The 21097-nt window shown below is 67.0% G+C and carries 14 protein-coding genes; 8 read left to right on the top strand and 6 right to left on the bottom strand.

From position 1 onward, the window contains the following. Positions 1 to 917: 917 nt before the first annotated feature. On the bottom strand, positions 918 to 2120 hold the full coding sequence (locus SM447_RS09430; RefSeq protein ID WP_474572352.1) for a protein NO VEIN domain-containing protein: 1203 nt from the start codon (positions 2118 to 2120) through the stop codon (positions 918 to 920). A 524-nt stretch (positions 2121 to 2644) separates the two neighbouring features. On the opposite strand from SM447_RS09430, the gene SM447_RS09425 reads away from it, so the two are divergent. Further along, positions 2645 to 3145 (top strand): DUF3307 domain-containing protein, encoded by a 501-nt coding sequence (locus tag SM447_RS09425; protein ID WP_474572351.1) that lies wholly within the window; start codon positions 2645 to 2647, stop codon positions 3143 to 3145. A 69-nt stretch (positions 3146 to 3214) separates the two neighbouring features. Here the strand turns inward: SM447_RS09425 and SM447_RS09420 are convergent, their stop codons facing one another. Both SM447_RS09420 and SM447_RS09415 read right to left on the bottom strand, forming a co-directional pair. Beyond that, the gene (locus tag SM447_RS09420) at positions 3215 to 3649 is read right to left on the bottom strand and encodes a transposase (RefSeq protein ID WP_474572350.1); all 435 of its coding nucleotides are present in this window, start codon (positions 3647 to 3649) and stop codon (positions 3215 to 3217) included. Between the two features lie 183 nt (positions 3650 to 3832). Further along, the gene (locus SM447_RS09415; protein ID WP_474572349.1) at positions 3833 to 4294 is read right to left on the bottom strand and encodes a winged helix-turn-helix domain-containing protein; all 462 of its coding nucleotides are present in this window, start codon (positions 4292 to 4294) and stop codon (positions 3833 to 3835) included. Positions 4295 to 4482: 188 nt separating this feature from the next. On the opposite strand from SM447_RS09415, the gene SM447_RS09410 reads away from it, so the two are divergent. From SM447_RS09410 to SM447_RS09380, 7 genes are all read left to right on the top strand, one after another. Further along, a complete protein-coding gene (locus SM447_RS09410) occupies positions 4483 to 5205 on the top strand; it encodes a Crp/Fnr family transcriptional regulator (RefSeq protein ID WP_474572348.1) in 723 nt (240 codons plus the stop codon). Between the two features lie 9 nt (positions 5206 to 5214). Then, positions 5215 to 5694 carry a hypothetical protein gene (locus SM447_RS09405; RefSeq protein ID WP_474572347.1) on the top strand — a complete coding sequence of 160 codons (480 nt, stop codon included), beginning with the start codon at positions 5215 to 5217 and terminating at the stop codon, positions 5692 to 5694. A 22-nt stretch (positions 5695 to 5716) separates the two neighbouring features. Beyond that, positions 5717 to 6364 carry a hypothetical protein gene (locus tag SM447_RS09400; RefSeq protein ID WP_474572346.1) on the top strand — a complete coding sequence of 216 codons (648 nt, stop codon included), beginning with the start codon at positions 5717 to 5719 and terminating at the stop codon, positions 6362 to 6364. Positions 6365 to 7313: 949 nt separating this feature from the next. Further along, positions 7314 to 9542 carry an McrB family protein gene (locus SM447_RS09395; protein ID WP_474572345.1) on the top strand — a complete coding sequence of 743 codons (2229 nt, stop codon included), beginning with the start codon at positions 7314 to 7316 and terminating at the stop codon, positions 9540 to 9542. A gap of 68 nt (positions 9543 to 9610) precedes the next feature. Then, positions 9611 to 10798 carry an McrC family protein gene (locus SM447_RS09390; RefSeq protein WP_474572344.1) on the top strand — a complete coding sequence of 396 codons (1188 nt, stop codon included), beginning with the start codon at positions 9611 to 9613 and terminating at the stop codon, positions 10796 to 10798. After that, complete coding sequence (locus SM447_RS09385; RefSeq protein ID WP_474572343.1) at positions 10795 to 11754, top strand: phospholipase D-like domain-containing protein; 960 nt, start codon at positions 10795 to 10797, stop codon at positions 11752 to 11754. The genes SM447_RS09390 and SM447_RS09385 overlap by 4 nt, the downstream gene beginning before the upstream one ends. 134 nt (positions 11755 to 11888) lie before the next feature. Beyond that, positions 11889 to 12356 (top strand): nuclear transport factor 2 family protein, encoded by a 468-nt coding sequence (locus SM447_RS09380; protein ID WP_474572342.1) that lies wholly within the window; start codon positions 11889 to 11891, stop codon positions 12354 to 12356. A gap of 60 nt (positions 12357 to 12416) precedes the next feature. On the opposite strand, the gene SM447_RS09375 is transcribed toward SM447_RS09380, so the two are convergent. The 3 genes from SM447_RS09375 to SM447_RS09365 form a co-directional block, all read right to left on the bottom strand. Further along, on the bottom strand, positions 12417 to 13544 hold the full coding sequence (locus tag SM447_RS09375; protein ID WP_474572341.1) for an EcsC family protein: 1128 nt from the start codon (positions 13542 to 13544) through the stop codon (positions 12417 to 12419). A 990-nt stretch (positions 13545 to 14534) separates the two neighbouring features. Next, on the bottom strand, positions 14535 to 15212 hold the full coding sequence (locus SM447_RS09370) for a hypothetical protein (RefSeq protein ID WP_474572340.1): 678 nt from the start codon (positions 15210 to 15212) through the stop codon (positions 14535 to 14537). Between the two features lie 20 nt (positions 15213 to 15232). Then, complete coding sequence (locus SM447_RS09365) at positions 15233 to 19624, bottom strand: CHAT domain-containing protein (RefSeq protein ID WP_474572339.1); 4392 nt, start codon at positions 19622 to 19624, stop codon at positions 15233 to 15235. Positions 19625 to 21097: the final 1473 nt, after the last annotated feature.

Genomic DNA, 21097 nt, shown 5'->3' with positions numbered 1-21097 from the left:
CCCTGAGAACACCATCTTCGTAAGATCATCGATCTTGCACACGTGACCTCAACGACATCGACCGCTTTCGGTCACCACCGAATGTGAGACAGAGCCGAATGTGAGACAGAGCCGTTAGATCCGCACGCCCGTTCTATCGGGGCCAAACCTGCGGTGTTGTTGGCAATGGTTGCGACAGCGTGCATCATGGCAGGTATGGAGTCCCAGACCCGGGCGCTTGAGGGAACGAGCGGCCTTGCCTCGGGGCATAGCGTGTCGTGGCTCCGGATTGTCGTCGTGCTGTTTGACGCAGCCCTGTCGGCTGCGGCTACTACGCTGCTCTCCCGCACCCGCTCGATCTGTGCAGCGGTTGGCATCGCGGGGGCAGCGAACCTTTCGGGGTCCAAAGCGCGGGAGTAGCGCTCCCGCTCCACTGATGTATCAGGCTTCGTCGTCCGCTCGGGGGCGTGCGGCACGTCGGGGCTTTGGTTCATCCTGGAGGAATCGTGTCTCGCCTGCGCAAGGTGATCGCGAACGCGCTGAGTAACACGGGTCTGAGTAGCTCCCAGCAAGCAGAGGCCGGGTCTCTGTGGCCAGCGCACTGGAAGCGCCACGTCCTGAGACTCGTCCTGGATGGATCCGTCAGGGGAGCAGCCGCCGGTGGCGTCGCCTACCTCGCTCAACAGGTTCTGGGGTCTATTGGTGGGTGATTCAAGGGCTTGAGGAGCGAGCAGCCAAACCGGCGGACATGAGCGGACAACCGCGGACGCGGACATTTCCTCAACCATGCGAGCGTATCTAGCTACCGGTGACGTGGTATTCACTTGCAGTGAGAAGATCAGTTGCCACCGCAAGGGCCGGAACGGGTGCGGAATGATCAAGGATGTGTTGAGCGAGCGTCTGCCGCCGCTTGACCTGGTAGATCACGTAGTTCGATGTCAAGCGCTGCACCCTTCCCAACCGTGTGTCTCGATGCTGCCTTGGGCGCGACTGATGGCGCGTAACGTGGGCGGAGGCAGCTCGTCGGTGTGGGTGGGCGGGCGGTACCAGTACCGGGAGGGTGTCAGGTGCTCTTCCGCGGGGGTCCACGAGGTCCAGCGGCGGGCTCGTCCTCCGCTGGTTTGGATAGTTCTGTCGGAGAGCCGGCGCCACTGGATCTGGTCGACGATGACGAGGTGTGTCTCGGTGCCGCGGGCGTGGCCGACCTCGTTGCGGGTCAGCTCGACCTTGTCAGCCAGCCCTGAAGAGCCCTTGACCTCAATGTGCAGCTCGTCGGTCGCACGTGTCGCCCGGATGTCGTAGCTTTCCCGGTCGCCGACGTTCTCGACGTCGTACTTCTCGATGACGCGGTAGTGGTCCATGACGGTCTGTACGGCGTGCTGCTCGATCGCCTTCTTGAGTTCCTGGTCGTTCAGGTACCCGGATCCGCCGGACTGGCCGCCGCGGGGTCGGTTGACCTCATGGCCGGGAGTTGGCTGATGTGGCGGACGCGGGGGATAACCAGGCTGGCCCGCTGCTTCGGACGGTGGGCCGGCTCCGAGGTCGGCCGCCAGGCGGCCGGCGTCGGAAGCGTCGTAGCCGGGGACGCTGAGACGCAGCCGTATCCGCTTGGTGCTGTTACCGGGCCGCCGGGCGTCGGGTGCCTGCCCGATCGTGGTCTGCGCGTTGGTCAGTCGCCGTCGCAAGGAGGGAACGTCGGGAGCATCAACGAGACGGACGGGGCCGTTGGTCAGGCTACGGCTCGACTCGGGAAGTAGCTGGGTCCGCCGGGAATCGACCAGCGCTGCTTCAATGACGGCGCCGCGTTCCTTCAGGCGCTTCAGGAGGAGTTCGAGCGCGGGCCGGTAGTCGGTGTTGCGGGGTGCTCTGCCGTCGGCCCGGCCGCTCATGCTTTCGAGGATGACGGCGAGGTGGTCGCCGTCGGGCTCCACGGAGTATTCGGCGTCGAGCAGCCGGCCATAGTCGTCGGTGATGCGCACGTCGGTCACTGTGGCACAGACGTGTGACGGTGCGGCCTCAGGCGGCGGCCACGGACGACTGCCGGTGTAGATGGTCCTGTAGCTGTCCGCCGATGAACCTGGTGTAGAGGCCGGTGGAATCGACTGCGACAGCTCCGCGCGGGTCATCGAGGCGATGCCCATCGCCGCAGCTCCTTCGGTGTGCGTGAACTTGTAGCCGCGGTTCATCTGCCCTGTGCGGCCGGTGCCGTAGACCCCACCGCTCGGCGCTTGGAGCAGTGACAGCCACCGGCGGCCATCAACAGCACGTGAAGGCAAAGCGTCGATGACACCTGAGCCATATCGGCCGGTACGAAGGCCGAGCTCGCTGCCGCACAGAATGAGAGCGCCCGGCATCCGGGGGCCTCGACGTTCTCGACCACCCACGGAAGACCGGCCCCGGCAAGCCGGTGAAGTATCGCATCAAGCATCCAGCCCGTCCCGTAGCCTCCTACCGCCCTTAGTCCGAAGGAGGAACAGCCCAGACTATTGCATCGTCGGGTTGCTCCTGGTCACGGCTGGTTCCCCGGTGGTCACGGCGCCAATGAGCTCATGCGGGCGGTGGTTGGCACGCCGGATGGCCTCGGCGATGTTGGTGACACCGTTGGTGTGGTGGTGGTAGCCGATCGCTTTACGACGGTTACCCGATATCGTGTCGGGCGGACCCCGTGGCGAACGAGGTCCGGGTCGGCCGTGTGGTTAGCCACCCTCGGCGGGCCGGGCCTGACATGGGAGGTAGCGCCATCAGCCAGAGCGCGGTCTTCGCGGCGGTCTTCGTTGCCTTCTTCGTAGGTCACCACCTGGGTGATCACGTGGTTCAGACGGATCATCAGGCCTCGCGCAAGATGGGTGATGGATGGGCGGCCGCCCGGGCCATGGCCGGGCATCTCATTACCTATCACATGTGCGTGGCCGCCTGTATCGCCGGCATCGTCCTCGTCGACGTACCGCTACACCCGGCCGGTGTCGCGGTCGCGCTGGTATGGTCCGCCGTCACCCACGCGGTCATCGATCGGCGTCGCCTGGTCCGAAGGCTGCTGCACGCCCTCGGTTCCCCGAACTTCGCGCAGCTGAAGAGCGGCGGAATGAACGGCATGTACCTGGCCGACCAGTCGCTGCACTTGGCCTGCCTGTTCGTCGCGGCCCTGCTGGTCGTTTTCTTCGGCTGACCCTCGTCGACGGTCGTCGGCCGTGCGGGATCGTCCATCCGACACTGCCCTGCGGCGGCAGTTGCCGCACTACAGAGGCTGAAAGGCTGAGGTTCGGGCTGTCACGGTGGTTCTGGGTCGAGGGTCATGCCGCTGTTGGCGAAGAAGCCCAGTGAGGAGATCGGTCTGTTGCTGGCAGGCGCGCAGCCGGTGTCTGACCAGGTCGGCGAGGTGGTCCACGCCGTGGGCGGTGATGTTGGTCAGGCCGCGTTTTATCCATCGCCAGACGCCCTCGGCGGGGTTGAGGTCTGGCGCGTAGGACGGCAGTCGGATCACCGTCAGCCACGGCCGGGCGGCGATCAGGGCGTGCATGCGGTGGCTGACGTGGGTGTTGAGGTTGTCCCAGCTCAGCACGATCGGTGCCTGCAACCGCTGGTGGGCTTGGTCGAGGAAGGCTATGTAGTCGTCCTCGCTGAAGCTGCCGCGTTCGCCTTGGCGGCCGCGGTGCAGGCGGGTACGGCACATCAGTCGGCCGCGTTCGCCGGACTTGAGGTAGACCAGGCCCGCGAATGGACACCCCGCCGGAGCCCTTGCCGGAGATCTCCACGACGGGTGTGCGGCCGCGGCGGGCCCAGGTCTTGGCCACCGGCGGGCGCAGCACCTGGCCGGCCTCGTCCTGAAAGCAGATCCATGCCCCGTGGGCCGCGGCTAACCTCTTACCGACGGCCACCGCCTGCGATGCCAGCCCGCGATCGCCTCGGGGTCACGTTCAACCGCCCGTCTGGTCGGGACCTGCTGGCTGTAGCCGATGCGGTACAGCAGGTACGACACCCCGCGCAGCGTGTAGGAGACGCCAAAGCAGCGTTCGATCACCTCGGCGACCCGCGCCAGCGTCCACTGGGCGTCCTGCCAGCCCTGCTCAACCGGCCCCCGGTTCAGCAGGTCGGCAAGCTCACCGAGCTGCTCTTCGGGGAGTTTGCAGTCCGAGCCACCCGGCCACGATGCCAGAGCTTCAGTCCCACCCGCGACCCAGCGACGTCGCCACTCACGGACTGACTGCGGGGAAACCCGCAGCTCAACAGCAATCTGCGTGGACGGTTTGGACTCCCTGAACATGACTGCGGCCTGCATCCGGACCTTCTCACGCCGGACCCGGGCTGCCGCGTTCATCCCACCACCAGCCGGATACCTCATGCCTCCGGCCTACCGAAACCATCGACACAGGCCACGCCGACGACCTTCAGCCTTCCAACCTCTGTAGCTGTAAAACGACCGGTTCCCCTCGCCCGGGCGACCTCTGCTGCATTGATCTACAGTGGTAGATTGCCATCTGCTTGGTGTACTGCTAACCTTAGCTAGTGGCAGACATAAACTTAGCAAGCGCGGACATTCTCCATACGAAGGAAGAGTGGTCCGCTCTTGAAAGGGTCGGCACGGCCATTCACTACCCGGCGGGCAGCATCCTGGTCGGCGAGGGTGAGGAGACCGACTTCGCGCTTCTGATCCGGAGCGGGCATGTGAAGGTCGTCTCCGGAACCCCGCGACGCATCGTCGGCATCCGCCGCCCCGGCGAGATGGTTGGCGAGATGGCCTCCATCCGGATGAAACCGCGTTCGGCCAGCGTGTTCGCGCTGAGCGATGTCGAAGCGCTGTTCCTGTCGGCCGACGACTGGAGGACCTTCCTGCTCCAGCATCCACGGGCCGTACTGGCGCAGTTGTACGCCACGGAGGAACGACTCGCCGAAGCCACGCAGAAGAGCGTCGAGTCCCTGCTCGGCGCCGAGCGCAAGCTGGCCAAGGCCATCCTTGAGCTCGATGTCCGAGGGCTTGGGGTCGCCAGCGAGTCGGGGACGTTGCTGCGATTCAGTCAGCAGGACTTGGCGGACATCGCCGGGGTTTCCCTCGACTCCGCGAAGCAGGTAATTCGGGCCTTGAAGCGCGGGAAAGCCGTACACACAGGCCGTCAGGCCATCACCATCGTCGACCGCCAGGCCGTTCAGGACATCGCCGACGCGAAGGCGACGAGCCTCGGTGAGCGGCTAGCGAGTCCTGACGACCAGTCGGACGTTGGCACACCCTAAGGAGTCGCCATGAACACTGCCCGCGCCGTAGCCGATCTTCTTGACCACCCCCTCCTGCGCCGCCTGATCTCGCTCGGGCTCGACCACCGCGATTTTGCGATCTTTGGAAGTGCGCCGATGCTCGCCCAGGGACTTCGTCGAGACATCGGTGACCTGGACATCGTGGCCAGGGGGGCGGCGTGGAAGCACGCCTGCGCCATCGGCGAACCGCAGGTGGGATCCGTCAGCGGGGACCGCGCCATGCAGTTCTGGGGCGGCCGCATCGAGGTATACGACCGCTGGATCTCACCGCTACTCGACACCGACGAACTCATCGACGGTGCGGACGTGATCGGGGGCCTGAGGTTCGTCCGGCTGGAGCACGTCCTTGCCTATAAGCGGTCGCTCAGGCGCCCGAAGGATCTGGCCGACATCGCCGCGTTGCAGGAGTTGCGCCAGTCCCACACCCGTACGGCCTGGGTCCGCCGGCTGACGTCCGCCATCGCGTGAACGTCACTGGAGAAGGAAGCCCATGATGCATGCCAGAGGGTTCGCAGGGCACTCCCGCCACCTCCAGCAAGTCCTTGCCGAAGGCGGAATCGCCGTCGCGGATTGGGCGACGCTTGTATCGGGCGCTATCGGCGTACTCGGCATCGTGGTCGCCGTGGTGGTCGCCTGGCGGCAGCGGATCATGCAGCTCCGCGACCGAGCCGTGGAACGTGAGCAGCAGGAAGTGCGCCGCGCCGAGCGCGAGGCGCACCAGGTGAGAATCGCGCGGCGGGAGATGTGGCGCGCGGAGTACCAGCAGATCCGTGCGCTGCTTGAGAACGGCGAGGTGCTCGCGTACCAGGTGCGCCACAACGGCCCCTTCACGGCTCGCGGGCTCGCGGACCTCGACCTTGCCACCTTCCGGATGAACGCCGAGCGACTGGCCGCCCGGGGGGTGGAGCAACTGCGTGGTCCGCTGCTCGGCTTGGCCAAGCTCGCCGACGAACTCGTGCGGTGTGCCGTCCCTGAAGAGGAGGCACTGGTAGCCGGGTACGTGCGAGGTCAGGTTCCGGAGGAGTTGAGGCTGCGCCGGGTGCAGCGGCTGGCCGTTGGGCAGGACCGCGCGGCACACGAACTGGCTGAGCACGTCACCATCGCCTGGCAGGCGCTTCGTGCGGAGTGGGGCAGCTGAACCTGTAGATATCGGCCGGTTCAGCTCACGCCGCCAACCTGCATCCGCATGCCGCCTGTTTCTGGACGGGCACGGCTTAACCTCGGTCTTTCGTACGCCCCGCGGACCTGGAGGTGAGTGTGTAGCTCAGATGCAGAGGCGGTCACGCATCGTGAGGCGCGCGCAGGCTGCCCGCTGTCCGCGCTCGTGGCCGCTAACCGCTCGGAGTGCTGGCGGGTGCCCGGGCGGCGTCCGTCCTGGATCGCTTCAGCTACTCGCGACGGTTGCGTGAAAGGCTGTCCGACGGTCGGAGCGTCGATGCCCGGCCCGCGTGCGGTGGGGCCTGACTGAACCGCAGTCCTCGACCGACCTTGACCTCCGGTCATGCCGCCTGTGCAGGTTCGGGAAATGGAGCTGGCCCCTGATCCTGGACACTTGAGCCTTGGATCGGCTGATCGTCTGGCCGGTCTGGCAACCGGCACCGCGGTGGGCGAGGGCGATAGCCTCGTGTGACTCCCGTACCGCGTCGGCGCGGTAGTCCTGTACAAGTATGGGTCAGCACCGATGAGCGCGAGCGACCAGTCGTGTCCTTTGAACCATTGCCTTGTGCGACAGCGGCCCTTGTCCCCATGCCGGAGGATATTGAGAGGTTGCTGCAGCTGCACGGCTCCGTCGCGACGACGATGAGGGCGGCGGACGTCGACAACAACCGTGATGCTGTCCGGATACTTCGTGACCGCGTCCAAGCGGACCGCCAGAAAAGGCGGGAGGACCAGGTACCGACTGTGCGCGAAGTCCGGGGTGCGTCGGCTCGCTGGCGCCAGGAACCGGTTCGAGACCTGCAACGCGAGTACCCGGCCGAGACCACCGAGAGCGTACGTGCAAGGCCGATCGGACAACCGGACAGCAACCGTCGACGTCACTGAGTCACATCTGCCTTGTCGAAGTACTAGCCGACTAAAGGAGCCCCATGAACGAGGAAGCTGTCTACGCCGCTGCCCGCAGGGTGATCGACGCCGGTCTGGCCGGCAACGAGTCGGCCTTCACCCCCGGCCGGGCCGTCTGGACAGTGGAAGCTGCCGACCAGCTTTACTCCAGGTTTGTCCAACAGCCGGACGCAGGCAGGGGCAGCTTCGTCAGAAAGCTACAAGGGCAGCTCGCCGCAGCACCACCCACGGCGGTGCAGCTCATGGGTGAGCTGATCTACTTGCACCTGCTCCTGCCACGCGACATCGGAGGCACGGCGAAACGCGCCGTGATCAACGGAGCTCTGTCCTTGCTGCCCGAGCCGGTCAAGATCCCCGCAGATCTCGACACGGTTCTCGATCATGGCGTAGTCCGAGCCGGCACCGCATACATGACACAGCGGGACCGGCAAATTGCGTGGCTCGTACGGTTCGTGCAGACGTGGAAGCGCTTGCCGGCCGACGGTCAGCGGACGGCACTGCACGATCCGTGGGCCTTCAAGGAGGTCCTGGACAGGCTCCCGATCAACAGCGCCTACAGCCAACGCAACATCCTGCTGAACCTCGCGTTTCCCGATGCCTTCCCACCGGTCGCGTCGCGGCGGCACAAGAAGCTGATTGTGGATGCGTTCGCTGACGAGCTGCCCCATCAGCCCGGCGACACTGATCGGGACCTGGCGGAGCTGAGGACACTGCTGTCGGCCAAGTCTGGTGCGCCGGTTCATTTCTATCAACCGCCCTGGGTCGAGCGGTGGCGGCAGCAGGCCGGGTCCGCTGACGACGGCAAGGGACCGCGCGGCTGGCTGGTGCGAGGCGCGAAGGTGCACGGCCAAAACCTGATCGGCCACTGGCTCACCGAAGGGTTCTGCTCCATCGCCTATCCAGGGCTGCCGGAACTGAAGCCCGGCCTGTCGAAGGCGGAGTTGGACCAGCAGCTACGGGATTGGTTGCCGGACTTCTCGCCGTCCCAGCGTGGCCTGCACGTGGGGGTGCTTGACCGGTTCCTCAACCAGATGAGCGATGGCGATATCGTCGTCACCGTCGACGGGTCCAAGGTGTATGTTGGCACCATCATCGGCCCCGCCGCCTGGTGGGACACGCCTGACGATCTGTCGAACCGGCGGCGTAAGGTTGCCTGGGCAAATCCGGAGACGCCATTCTTCCGGAACGAGCTGTCCGCCGAGGCACGGAACAAGCTGTCTGGTCAGCTGACCGTCACGAACCTCGGAACCTACGTCGCCGAATTCGCGGCCCTTGCCGAAATCGACGAGCAGCCCGGGGCGGAGGACGTCAACGATCAGCTTGAGGTGGCCGAGGTGGAGCTGCCCGAGCCCACTGCCGAGTTGGCTGACGATCTGCTTATCGACCAGGACTGGCTCTCCGACACGGTCGACCTGCTGCGGGACAAGAAGCAGATTGTGCTGTACGGGCCGCCTGGCACCGGCAAGACTTACCTCGCCCAGGCACTGGCGCACTTCCTCACCGGGCAGGCCGACAACGCCTACCGGCTCGTCCAGTTCCACCCGTCGTACTCGTACGAGGACTTCTTCGAAGGCTTCCGCCCCCGGGCCACCGCCGACGGCGGGGTCGGCTTCGCACTCGAGCCCGGACCGCTCAAGCAACTGGTGTCGGATGCGAAAGACGACCCGTCCCAGGCCTACATCCTGATCATCGATGAGATCAACCGGGCCAACCTCGCCAAGGTCTTCGGGGAGCTGTACTTCCTGCTCGAGTACCGCAATCGCAGCATCCAACTGCAGTACTCACCCACCGAAGACTTCGAACTCCCTCCGAACGTCTACCTGATCGGCACCATGAACACCGCCGACCGATCCATCGCACTCGTCGACGCCGCCATGCGCCGCCGGTTCTATTTCCAGCCGCTGTTCCCCGGCGAGACGCCTCTTGACGGGCTGCTCCGAAAATGGCTGGAGAAGCACAACCTCCCCGCCGACCGCGCGGACCTTCTCGACGAGCTCAACCGTGTCATCGGCGACCGTGATGCCGCCGTCGGCCCGTCCTACCTGATGACAACCCAGGCCGCCACCGAGAAGGGGTTGGCGAGGATCTGGAAGAACGCCATTACGCCCCTGCTCGAGGAACGCCACCTCGGCGACGGAGTAGACATCAACCTTCGCTACGGCCTCGACGCACTCCGCAAACGCCTGAAGCAAACGGCCGCCGCCACCCCGGTGCCGGTACCCCGCGAACGCGCCGGAGACACGGCACAGTGAGGCTCATCAGCCTACGCGAGCACCAGACGCACGAGTGCGAGCCGACGACAGCGGTCGGTGCCCAGGCTATGGCAGCTACCAAACTCGTCGACACCTCACTAACTCTTGCTGGCCGGCTCCTACTGCGATCCGGCTCCAATGTCGGTGCCGCCCGCATCACCATCGGCGACGAACACGTCGAGCTGCACGTACGGCCGAAGATCGGAATCGCTCGCCTGCTGTGGCTGCTCGGCTACGCCCGCGACCCTCGCGGCTGGCGCACGGAGCCCGTCGGCCTAGCCACCGAACAGGGGCTCGTGCCGGCGATGGCAGTCGCCTTCGCCACTGCTACGTCCCAGGCTCTCGCTCAAGGGGTGTTGCAGGGCTACCGAACTGTCGAGGAAGCATTGCCGCTGGTGCGCGGCCGACTCAGAGAGGCAGACCAACTACGCACCCGGCCGGGGCTGGCCCTACCGGTCGAAGTGCGGTACGACGACTACAACACCGACGTACCAGAAAATCAGATCCTGCTGTCGACCGTACGCCGCCTGCACCGTCTACCCGGCGTCCCACCGGCCACCCGCAACGCGCTTCACCGCATCGCGGCCGCACTCGCCGACGTCACGCCTCTCACCCCGGGGGCACCAGCACCCCAGACCTGGCCCAACCGCTTCAACAACCGCTACCAACCGGCCCTGCGGCTCGCTCGGTTGATCCTGGCCGGCGAAACCATCGAGCACGCCCACGGCTCAACCCTCGCGGCCGGCTTCGTCTTCGACCTCAACACCGTCTTCGAAGACTGGCTGATCACAGCCCTTCGACAAGCCATCGAGACACGCTACGGCGGAGCCGTCACCGCCCAGCACCAGATGCACCTCGACCGTGACCACCGGCTACCCCTGGTGCGGCCAGATATCACGTGGTGGGATGGGCCTCACTGCCTAGCCGTCGTCGACGCCAAATACAAGTCCCCTGGCAACACCCCACCCCGCGATGACATCTACCAGATGCTCGCCTACTGCACCACGCTCAACCTGACCCGGGGCCATCTCGTCTACGCATCGGCAGGAGCCAAACCGGTGACCTACCAGCTCAGAGGAAGCGGGGTATACATCGTTGTGCACCGGGTTGACCTGTCGGCCCCGGTCACGCAGATGCACGAGCAGATCGAAAAGGTCGCCGAAGCGATTGCGAGCGTCGAGGTCGCAAGCGGCGTCTCAGCAACCCCAACGGTAGGCCCGGGAGCGGCAGCCAAGGATGGCGGACACCCATCATGATCCAGCTGGTAGCGGACGGAACCTGGTACGGACTCGAGAACTATCTGCACGTGGATATCCGCAAGCGGGCCGCGATCTCCTACATCGGACCAGCTGCCGCAGAGCTACTCGCCCTAACGGCCGACGACATGATCATTGTTGACGGGTCCAACGCCGCTCTACGCGCCGGACAAGTTGATCCAAACACGATCAGCCGCTGGCACAAAGCCGGTGTAGACGTCCGCACGTTACCGAACCTGCACGCAAAGATGATCCACCTCGAGGGCGGTGAGACGTACGTCGTCATCGGCTCAGCCAACGCCTCCGCCCGCTCCCGCGACCTGCTCAGGGAAGCCGCAGTCCTCACCGACGACGAAGGACTATGTGCACAGGTCGCCGAGCAGCTGGACGTCTGGTGGGCCGAAAGCGACCCAATCGATCAAGCATGGCTGAAACGAGCTCGCGAGATCTACCGTCCCCCGACCCACATACCGGCTCAACGCAGGCCCAGGCCAAGGCCTCGCCGCCTGTGGATCGGGGTTGCCATCAACGACTCGGCCCCCTTCCCGCCGAAAGCCGCCGCCGCTCGACAAAGCTTGGAGCAGCGCTACGGGCGCGGGGCAGTCGACTCATGGCTCATGAATCCCGGAGACGAGCGCGCGGTGCGACCGGGAGACGAGGTTGTACTGGTCCAGGCAGGCCCCCGCCGTCAACAACCACGCATGAACTCGCCTGCCAGCCCGCCAGCAATCGTGGCGCGTGTCGTCCTCGACGGAACGAGGCCAACCGCCTTGCTGGTCTGGTCTGAGGGCACCGAGCACGCCCTCAAACCGCGGACCTACGAGCAGCTACTCGACGCGGTCGATCAAGCTGGCGGGGAGATCGACTGGGATAACCCATTCCCGGCCCTGTCGTCGGCGGCGGAGGCTATCCGCGCGCTGTGGGGACGGCGGGCGATGCGATCTGCACGGCATTGAGACGTTGTGTCCGCCCGTGCTCAAGCCCATGCAGAAGGGGCGACACGCGCCGAAGAGCCTCTTCCGGTTTCTAGGCCGAGCTGACCGTCAACCCGTCGAGTATCGAGGGCTATCGCGGCGGTACCCTGCGCGCCATGATCCGCAAAGCCATGATCGTAGTGCCCCTTTTCATGCTTTTCCTCACTGCTTGTGGGAGCAACACGGATAAGCCGGAGGCGCCTTCGTCCTCGACGTCCGCAGCGCCCTCCGCCACCGCGGTGTCTGATGCGGCCGCCAGCCCGACCGCTCAGGTGCCCAGCGAGGAGGCGGAGCTTCGCCAGGCGGTGGTGGCGTACTCGGCTGCATTCCTCGACGCGAAGCCCACGGTCGGGTACGAGCTGTTTTCGGCTAGGTGTAAGGAGCGCGTAACCCTCAGCGAGTTCACGGGCATGCTGACGGCCGCCAAGCAGATGTACGGCAAGGCGATGCCGCTCAAGACCTTCGAGGCGCAGATCTCCGGCGATCTGGCCCGAGTGACCTACACGTACGACGTGCCTGCCCTGAACCAGACCAAGGAGCCGTGGGTGCGCGAAGACGGCAAGTGGAAGCAGGACGACTGCTGAGGTACTCGGGGATCATCTGTCAGTTCGCCCCGTCACGCCTCCCCGAGGTGACCGATAGATTCAGCCCAGGTCGGGTTCGCCCTCCACGGCGAGTTCGCCGAGCACGCTGAACCCGTCGTCAACTACTTCGTTCGGGTCGTCCGTGTCCTCAACAACGAAGGCATCGATGGGTTCCTCGTCCAGAAGCTGAGGGTATTTCTCCAGCAAGAACCGGCGCCGGTACGCCATTTCGGCGGTGTCGACTATTCCCTCCAAGGTGGTCCAATTGAGAGTGCCGCCGACCAGGATTCCGGCTACCGGCACGACCTTGCCGAGGCCCTTCTTTGTGAGGGTGCGGCCGACCGCTTCCGCGAACCTTCCGGCGATCCGGGTGACGACTGAATCGTTCAGAACCTTCCACGTCTTACCGCGGACGAGTGCCTGGGTGAGGCGCGAGATGTCGGCGAGGGCGGCGTTCTTCGCGCCGACGGATGCGGCCGTCCCGGCGTTGACGACGGACAGAACGAAGAGCTTCTCGGCTGGTTCTTCGGGGTCGTAGCCGTACAGCAGCGAGACATGGCCGACCGCGCGGGATGCGAGTCCGATGACGATGGCGGCGTCGCCGGCGAAGGCGCTGACGATGGCACCTCCCGACGGCGCCGCCGCCGCGCCGCCGGAGACTGCGGTAGCCAGCTGGCCCCCCGAGATCACCAGCCCCGCACCCATCCCCGAGACTGCGGCAGTAGCCGGGTAGTACCAGCTCAAAGCCCGCCCGCGGACCGCGAGGATCTGCTCGAGGTCGAGGCGCCGCAGGTCGAAGAGCTTGGTGACGTCGTGCCCGCGCTTCTGGTGGAGCTCTACTACTCGCTTGGACGAGAGCCCCGCTCGCGAAATCTTCGCCACCGTACGCTGCATCGAGCCCACCGCACTGCTACTCCAGTCCGCCGCGCTGGTTGGGAGGACGCGGGCGGCTTTATGTGCCCCGGTGCCGATGGTGCTCGCACTCTTGGCGATGATGCCGCGTCCTCGCGACACGACTGACTGGGCTCCTGGATGGTTCTCCAGGTAGGTCGCCGCACGCCGACCGAGTGCCGCGGCGCCGTTGGACACACCCTCGCCAGCGCTGCGCAACGCCTCCGACAGCGGCCTGCCCTTGAACCGCTGAATGTCACGCCACGCCGCAAGTTCGTACTCCGAGGGTTCCGCCACGTCGCCCAGGCTAGTGATCCGAACCGCCTCTCAGTAACAGGTAGGCGGCGGAGTTGGCTTGGCCCGATCGGCCTTAACCAAGTGGCGCAGGGCTATGAACCGACCCAGCCTTGTCGCATCCACCGAGTCGCGGCGATTGACAGACATAGTCACGTGCGCGGATGGCCACTCCCCGCGCTGGCCAGTGGACGCCGCTACCGGTCACTCGTGCTGCGGCACCGTGACGAAGCCCTCGGATGGGCTCCGCTACGACTGGCCCGTGGGAGGTCGCGTCGCTCTCGGTGAGCGCCAGAACCCGACCGGCCAAAAGTACGCAGGTCACGGCGGTAAGGAGCTGCTGGATCGGCTGGCATTGCAAGTGGGAGCAGATCGGGTGCAGGTTGGCGAAGTGGTAACCGCGCCCGAAGTGCCCACCGACACCGGACAGAGCCGAAGGCTTTGACCTGCGGCGATGTGGGCCAGCGGCCCGGCGTGACCTCCCAGAGAACACCGAAGTGGTCATGCGGTCGACGCGAAGGCGCCGACTTCCTTCCGGTACCACGCCGGTGGCTGGAGCAAACCGACGGCGATCTAGCTGATCGGTAATCGTCACTGTGTTTGCCTGTCGATCAGTCTGACGTCGTCTTGCTAGGTGGAAGATCGATCTCAGCGGCAATGCGTTGACCAGGGCTCCCCGCTCGGTGACCTCTTCGGCGGCCGCGAAGGCGTCGCCACTGGAAGGTTTAGGTCATCGCCCGGGTGCACGCTCGCTCATGCCGAATTGAGCACGTCCGATCCCTGCCGGATCGAGTGCGCTGATCGGGCCGGCGGTCTCCCGGCCGGGTAGCTCATTCGCTGTTGAGCGGCAGCTCGGAGCGGATCTTCTCGGCGTCGGGATGGCCCATTTCGTCTAGGATCGCCAGCGCCCGCCGCCGTTCTTGGCGAATTGGGCTACCTCAGCCCCGACGAGTACGAACCACACCCGGACGCCGTCCGCCGGGGCGGAAAGGCTCAGGCCAGACGCAGCCGCTTCTCCGTGTGCCGAGTGCGTGCAAGGAGTGGAATCAGCCGGGGTAGGCCGCGGAACCGGACACGCGCGCGGACGACGATGACCGCTTCCACCGGCACGTTGGCCGGGCTCTCGACGAGCAGCCGCAGTTCCTTGTCCGCGTGCAGATAGTCGCCGGCCTTCGGCTCGAAATCCCAGCACGCCTTGCGGAAGCCGACGCCCGACGCCTGCAACGTCGGGAAGTACACCGTCCGCCGGCGCCCGATCTCGGGTGCGGCGCCGACCTCGACCGCCGTGGCCGCCAGCGAGAACGACAGGTCCACGCCGACCGTCGTCTCCACGTCGACGGCAACGTCCTCGACCCTGCGCGGTGCCATGTCCCTGATCACGCAGTTCGGGGTCGAGCTGAAGTCGACCAGGAGCCGCGACCACACGAAGGTGCACTCCGGGTGGGCCTGCAGGACGAACAGAAGCGGGATGTCGTTGACGCTCCGGTCTGCTGGAACGTCGTCACCTGTCACCGTACGGCTGGGCGCCTGGGCAATGGCGACCCGGTTCTCCCGTTTCAGCAGTCGCAGCATCTCGTCGTCGATGACCTCCGTCGACGCGCGGTCCACCTCGTCGTCGTCGACGTCGAAGGTCAGCTCGGTGAGTGTCGTGAACGGATCGTCGGCCGACATCGCAACTCCTTCTGTGTGATCTATTGCCAGTCGCCGACGAGCTGGAAGCCAGCCCAACGGTCGAACCGCTCCGCCCCGTACCATTCGCGGGCGGCGAGTGTGGCCTCCCGCATCGCGTCGGCCTTCCCCATCGCACCGCCGATCAGGTCGTAGAACCGCTGCATGATCTCCATCGTCGGTAGGTCGGGCACCTTCCAGAGGCTGACGACGACCGCGTCGGCGCCGGCGAAGATGAGCGCGCGGTTGAGCCCGACCAACTCCTCACTCCCGTCGGTCTGGCTCACCCCGGTCTGGCATGCCGACAGCGTGGCCAGGGCGAGCCCGGGCGCGCGGAGTCCGATGATTTCGCGGGCCGTCAGCACCCCGTCGGAGAGCACCAACCCGGACGCCAGCGGGCTCGCCGCGTCGAAGCTCGCGTGCGCCGCCACGTGCAACACCGACGCCGTGGTGAACGCCTGCCGGACCGCGTCGCGCGTTGCCTGCGTGCCGAGCAGCGGCGGCACCGAGAACCGCTCGGCGACGGCCACCGCCTCGGTCCGCGCGCCCGGCAGGTCTCCGGTCGGGTCCCCGAAAACGGCCGCCGGCACCGGGGCCCGGACATGCTCGGCCGAGCGCAGCGCACGCAGCAGCGACGCGCTCGGAAGCAGGACGAGCGGGTTGCGCTCCAGCAGCGACTGCCGGCCCGACCGTATGGCGCCCAACGGGACGTGGTGCAGGACTCCGGTCGGGCACACCACCAGCAGCTCCCCCGGATCGCAGATGCTGGTCAAAAGTTCCCGGACCGGCGCCAGCTCGTGTTGGAACAGGTCCTCCAGGTCGACGGCCAGCTCCCGCACGCGGTCACTCGATCCGAAGTTGTGCCGGACGAACGCCTCGAGCCGTGGAACGTCGACGGTATGGGTCCGCACGACCGGTACCGCCTGTCCCGAGCGCAGCGCGAGCACGCCTAGGGTGTTGTCACCTAGCCGCACCAGGCTCGCCAGAACGACCGGCCGGTCGCCGTCGGCGAGCAGCCCGGCGAGGTCGCCCGGGTCGGCCGGCTTCGCCTGGCGGACCTCCACGTACCCCTCCGCGGTGGGCGCCACGTGCCGCATCGTCTCCCAGACCGCGTCGAGGTCGGCGGCGACCTCCCGGTACTCGTCCCAGAACGTCAGGTCAGCAACACCCCTCTGACGGAGCAGGCGCCGTCGTTCCAGGAGCCGGCGCTCGTCGTCGACCAGCGCGTCCGGGACGCCCGACGGCACGGCCAAGCGGGCATCGCCGAGCGTGTCGAGGAATGTGCGTGCCCGCATCGACTCGTTCGCCAGCCAGGCGGCGCACGCGTGCTCAGCGGCGTCCGCGTCGGCGCCCGCTTCCGCCAGCCGCACATAGACCTTGACCAGGTCGGCGAAGGCCTCAAGCTGCTGATTCTGCACAGCGATGCGCTGCCGCTCCTCGACCAGGCTGGCTCGCAGCAGGTCGGCGAGGCGGGTCGCGACGGTCAGCACGCCCGCCGCAGAGCGGTCGTCTCCGAGCGCCTGGAACAGCGTGCCCATCTCCAGCAGTATCGGCCACGCCCGGTCCGGCGCACTGATCCGGTGTCGGGTACCGTCCAGCGCCGTCCACCCGAGTTCGTCACGGGACGCGTCGAGCACGCTCGCGTACCCGAGCGCCCGTTCCAGGTGCTCCCGGGCGTCACCCGGACCGGCCACTCCGGCGAGGTCCGGACGGCTCCGGAGCACCCGCGCGATCGCCAGGTGGTCGTGGGCGAGCCGGTCGGCGTTGCCGGTGCGTTCGTTAAGCCGCCGCGCCCGGTCGAATAGGTTCAGCGCCGCGCGGTGCCCGCCCAGCCGCAGGTACGCCTGACCCAGCGCGTTGAGAGCGCGGGTGAGCATGCGCGGAATCATCGGGTCGGGGTCGTCGTCCTCGGCGACGTAGAGCGCGTGCTGGTAAATCCCAAGCGCCACGTCGATCTCGCCGCGCCACGTGGCCTGGTCCGCTCCGCTGATGAACGCCTCCACCTCCGCCTCGACGGTGGGGCGGGCGTCTTCAATCCGTGCCGCCTCCGCGGCGTGCCGGGCCGCCGCGTCGTGGTCACCGAGGCGGTGACAGATGTCCGCGAGGCTCCGCTGCACGTGCCCGCCGACGCTCGTGGCGGAGAACAACTGATCGTACTTCGGCTCACCGGCGAGGCCCGCACGCGCGCGTGCCGTCTCCTCCGCGGCCAGCAGTTCCAGCGTCTGCTCGTACAGCAGCCGCGCCTCCGGTAGGCGCCGCTCCGCGACGCGGACGGAGGCGAGCGAGGACAGCGCGTTGGCGAGGAGCCGGTCCCGACCCAACTGCAGCGGACTCTGAGCCGGGCCGAAGTCGGCCGGCAGCGCCTGCGCCAACGTCACCTCGCGCGCCACCCAGTGCTTCCACCGTGGAACGTTGCGGTCCTTCATCTCGTACTGGAACGCGATCGACACGACGGACATGATCGCCCTAACGATGTCGAGAGGATGGGCTCCGGCCAGCCAACGGGTGAACCGCTCTTCGTCGTCCATGATGGCGACGACGCTGTCCGGCCCTTCACGTTTGATCACCGCGGCGATGAGGTTGTCGCCCAGGCTGCCCTCGGCCGGCTCGGCGAGCAGCTCGGACACGGTGGGAGGCGTGAGCCTCGGTACCCGTTCCGCCTCCAGCCGGTCGGTCGGTTCTGGCACCGACCGGTCCGTCGGCGGCGTGGGCACGCCTGCGGCCTGGTCGGACCGCAGCCGGTCGAGCATGTCCCGCGCACCCTGATACGTCGGGTCCAGCGCGAGCGCCCGTTCGTAACAGTCCCGCGCCCGGCGGCTGCCATGGCTTCCGCGCAACATCGCGTCGCCGAGGAAGCGGTACGCCTGCGGCGTCGGCTCGATCGCCAACGACTCTTCGAAGTACGCCTGGGCCAGGTGGTACGCGCCCCGCCTGTACCAGGTGTCGCCGACGTACAGCGCGGCGACGGCGTGATCCGGGTTGAGTAGCAGCGCGGCGGCGTACTCCCGCTCGGCGTCGGCGAAATGGCCCGTCCGGAAATGCGCCTCCCCCGCCTCCATGTGCTCCTCGGCCCGCTGCTGTTCCGGGGTCAGCGTGCGGAGGCCGAGCAGCGGCAGCACCGCCCGCGCCAGCGGCGGGTCGTCCTGGAACAGTCGCTCGAGTACCTCCATCCCGTCGGGGCTGCCGGCGATGATGGCCGCCATCATGTGCGCGGGCCGTTCTGCTTCGGGCAGCTCGAACCAGTCGGGGCTGAGCTGCAACGCGCCGCCGGAGAACGCGGCAAGCAGCGGTCGCAGCTCCGGTCCGCCGGGCCATTTCGGCATGCCGTCGATCGGGTCCGCGGCCGGATCAATAGCGAGGATCCGTTCGCGCCACTGCTCGGCGTCGGCGTCGTGGTACGTATGGGCGCCCATCCACAGATACCGCAGCGTCGGCAGGTCGTCGGGGCTAGGCGGGTCGCCCAGCAGCCCGGCGAACACTGCCCTGGCGTCCGGCCATCGACCGAGCTCCATGTACACCTGCGCGAGCGCGGTACCCGTGTCACGGTCGCGCGGTTCACCCTGGCGCAGTTCTTCGAGCAGGCGGGCGGCCTCGTTCCAGCGTCGCTCACCCCGGAAGGCGTCGGCTAGCTCCATCAACGCCGACGGTGGCCGGCCGCCCTCGGCGGGTGTCGTCGACGACGTGACGCCGCTCGCCGCGTCGGCCAGGCGCGCCAGGCGGGTAGCCACCAGCGGCTCGTCCACGGCGGACAACGCCGCCATGCGCAGCAGCTTGACCCCCTCAGAATCGAGGTCCCGGCGGTCCAGTGCGGCGCGTCCGGCGCCCAGCTCACCGATCCAGACCAGGACGTCCAAATACGGTTCGGCCGCCCGGCGCAGTTGCACCGCGTTTTCCGCCGGCATAGTGGCCAACCCGTCGAGCACGTGCCGCACTTCGCTGAAGTCCGAGTCGCGGAAGACGGCCCGGGTGGTGCTCACCGCACCCAGCGCCGCCAATTCCGCGAGCGCGGCCGCACCCTCGCTGCGGTACGCGAGTTCCGCGCGCCGGTAAGCCGTGTGCGCCGCCGCAGGTGCGATCAGGTGCCGCTCAAGCCCGACCAGGAAGTGGGCGTGCGGCAGCGCGAGTTCGCCACCGGGAAAGTCGGTGCCGTGCCCGCGAGCCACCATGCGCAGCAGCAACGACCCGTCGACCGGCGTGCCGTCAACGCCTGCCGCCAACGCCTCCCGTGCCCGGGTGAGCAGCGCAAGAACGGCGGCGACGACCTGCTCGCCGGGCGCCGACACCACTGCGGCGAGCACGTTATCAGGGTCGGCGGCCGCGAGGCGGTCGAGCCACGACCGCGCGGCCGGATCGGCAGGCGCGACGGGCAGCTCGATCAGATTGACCCAAACCGATCCCAGCGTGCGTACGAACACGGCTGCCCCTCCGGGACCGAGACGGTGGACATTCTCAGCCTCCCGTGCCGCCCTGGCATGGACAACCCCTCCCGCGCGGATTACTCCTGTCGGACGGGTGACAGCGCGCCTTCCACAACGATCGCGGACCCGCTGTGGGCGTCGATGCTGCGTGCCGGCGGGGCGTTCTCCGGCAAGACGATCAAGGGTGGCTTGGAGCGCGCGCCGTGGACTCAGGTTGTAGCGGCCAGGCCATCCGCTTCTGGCCCCCGACCGTGCGCGTGGTGCCTCAGCACGCCGGTCACGCTGAGTACCCGTCAGTCTCGGCGCTGTTGCTTCGGAGACGCGCCGAAGCGACGCGCCAGGACGCGAGCCGACTACCGGAGATCGGGGAGCAATGTGGGAGCAGCCGGGTGCGCTGAACGGCCCTGAACCGCGCCCAACGGCGTCGAACGACACTCAACTGCACCCACCACGACCTGCGGCTTCTTGTTTCTGCAGGTCAGAGTGGGCGCAGCGTCCCGCTTCACACGGAGTGCTCCACGATTTTGCGCAGCAGTCGACATCCCCCTATGTCCCCTGGTAAGGGAGTATGCGCAGGTCAAGGCGGTAAGGAGCCGCTGGATCGGCTGGCCTTGCAAGTGGGAGCAGATCGGGCGCAGGTTGGCGAAGTGGTCACCGCGCCCGAAGTACTCACCACTGGACAGAACCGAGGGCTTTGACCTGCGGCGAGGTGGGCGAGCAGCCCGGCGTGACCTCCCAGAGAACACCGAAGTGGTCACGGCTCGCTGCTCCCTGCCTGGAGGGCGCCGGCTGTCGTCACTGGCCCCGCTGACGCCATTCACGAGGGCGGTGCTCCATCGATGTACGGCTCTGGGTGCCGTCGTGGTGGCGTCGGTATGGATCCCGGGAGCTGAAACTCGAATCCCACCGCCAACCTTCTGAGCAGGGCTTCCTGCTCGGTGATCTCTTCGGCGAACCCGAAGGCGTCAGCACGACACCTCCGCTCAGGCCGCCTCGCCTCGGTACGCATCGATCAGGTTCACCTACAGGAGGCATACGCATCGGCGGCGGGATGGCTACAGCGCCGTCGCCGACCAACTCGGCACTTTCTTTGCCGCTGACGTTTTTCCAGCCACTCGCGCTACAATCATCGAGACCGCGCCATCTGGTTCCCAATCTGCGGTCGCATCGAGTCAACGTCCTCGACGTAGGCCTCGACCCGGGCGATATCGCCGCAGGCACTGCCGGCAGCAGCACGCCGAGTGTCAGCAGCACTGCGGCGAGCAGGTCGATCCACCGCTCACCCACCCAGCATCTTCAATGTCGAGACCTTTGATGGATGGTTTGGGGTAGGCGTGACGGATTTCGCCACGGAAGGGATGAGCCACTCCCGCCGACGGCTTCGGAGCACGCGAGCGGTCGGGCACCCGACAGCCGGGGGGATCCCGGTCCGTCGCGTGATCGGTACGCTGGGTGCTCCACAGTGGTGAC

Source organism: Micromonospora aridisoli (genome assembly GCF_056150025.1).
This window is presented reverse-complemented; position numbering and strand designations above follow the sequence as displayed.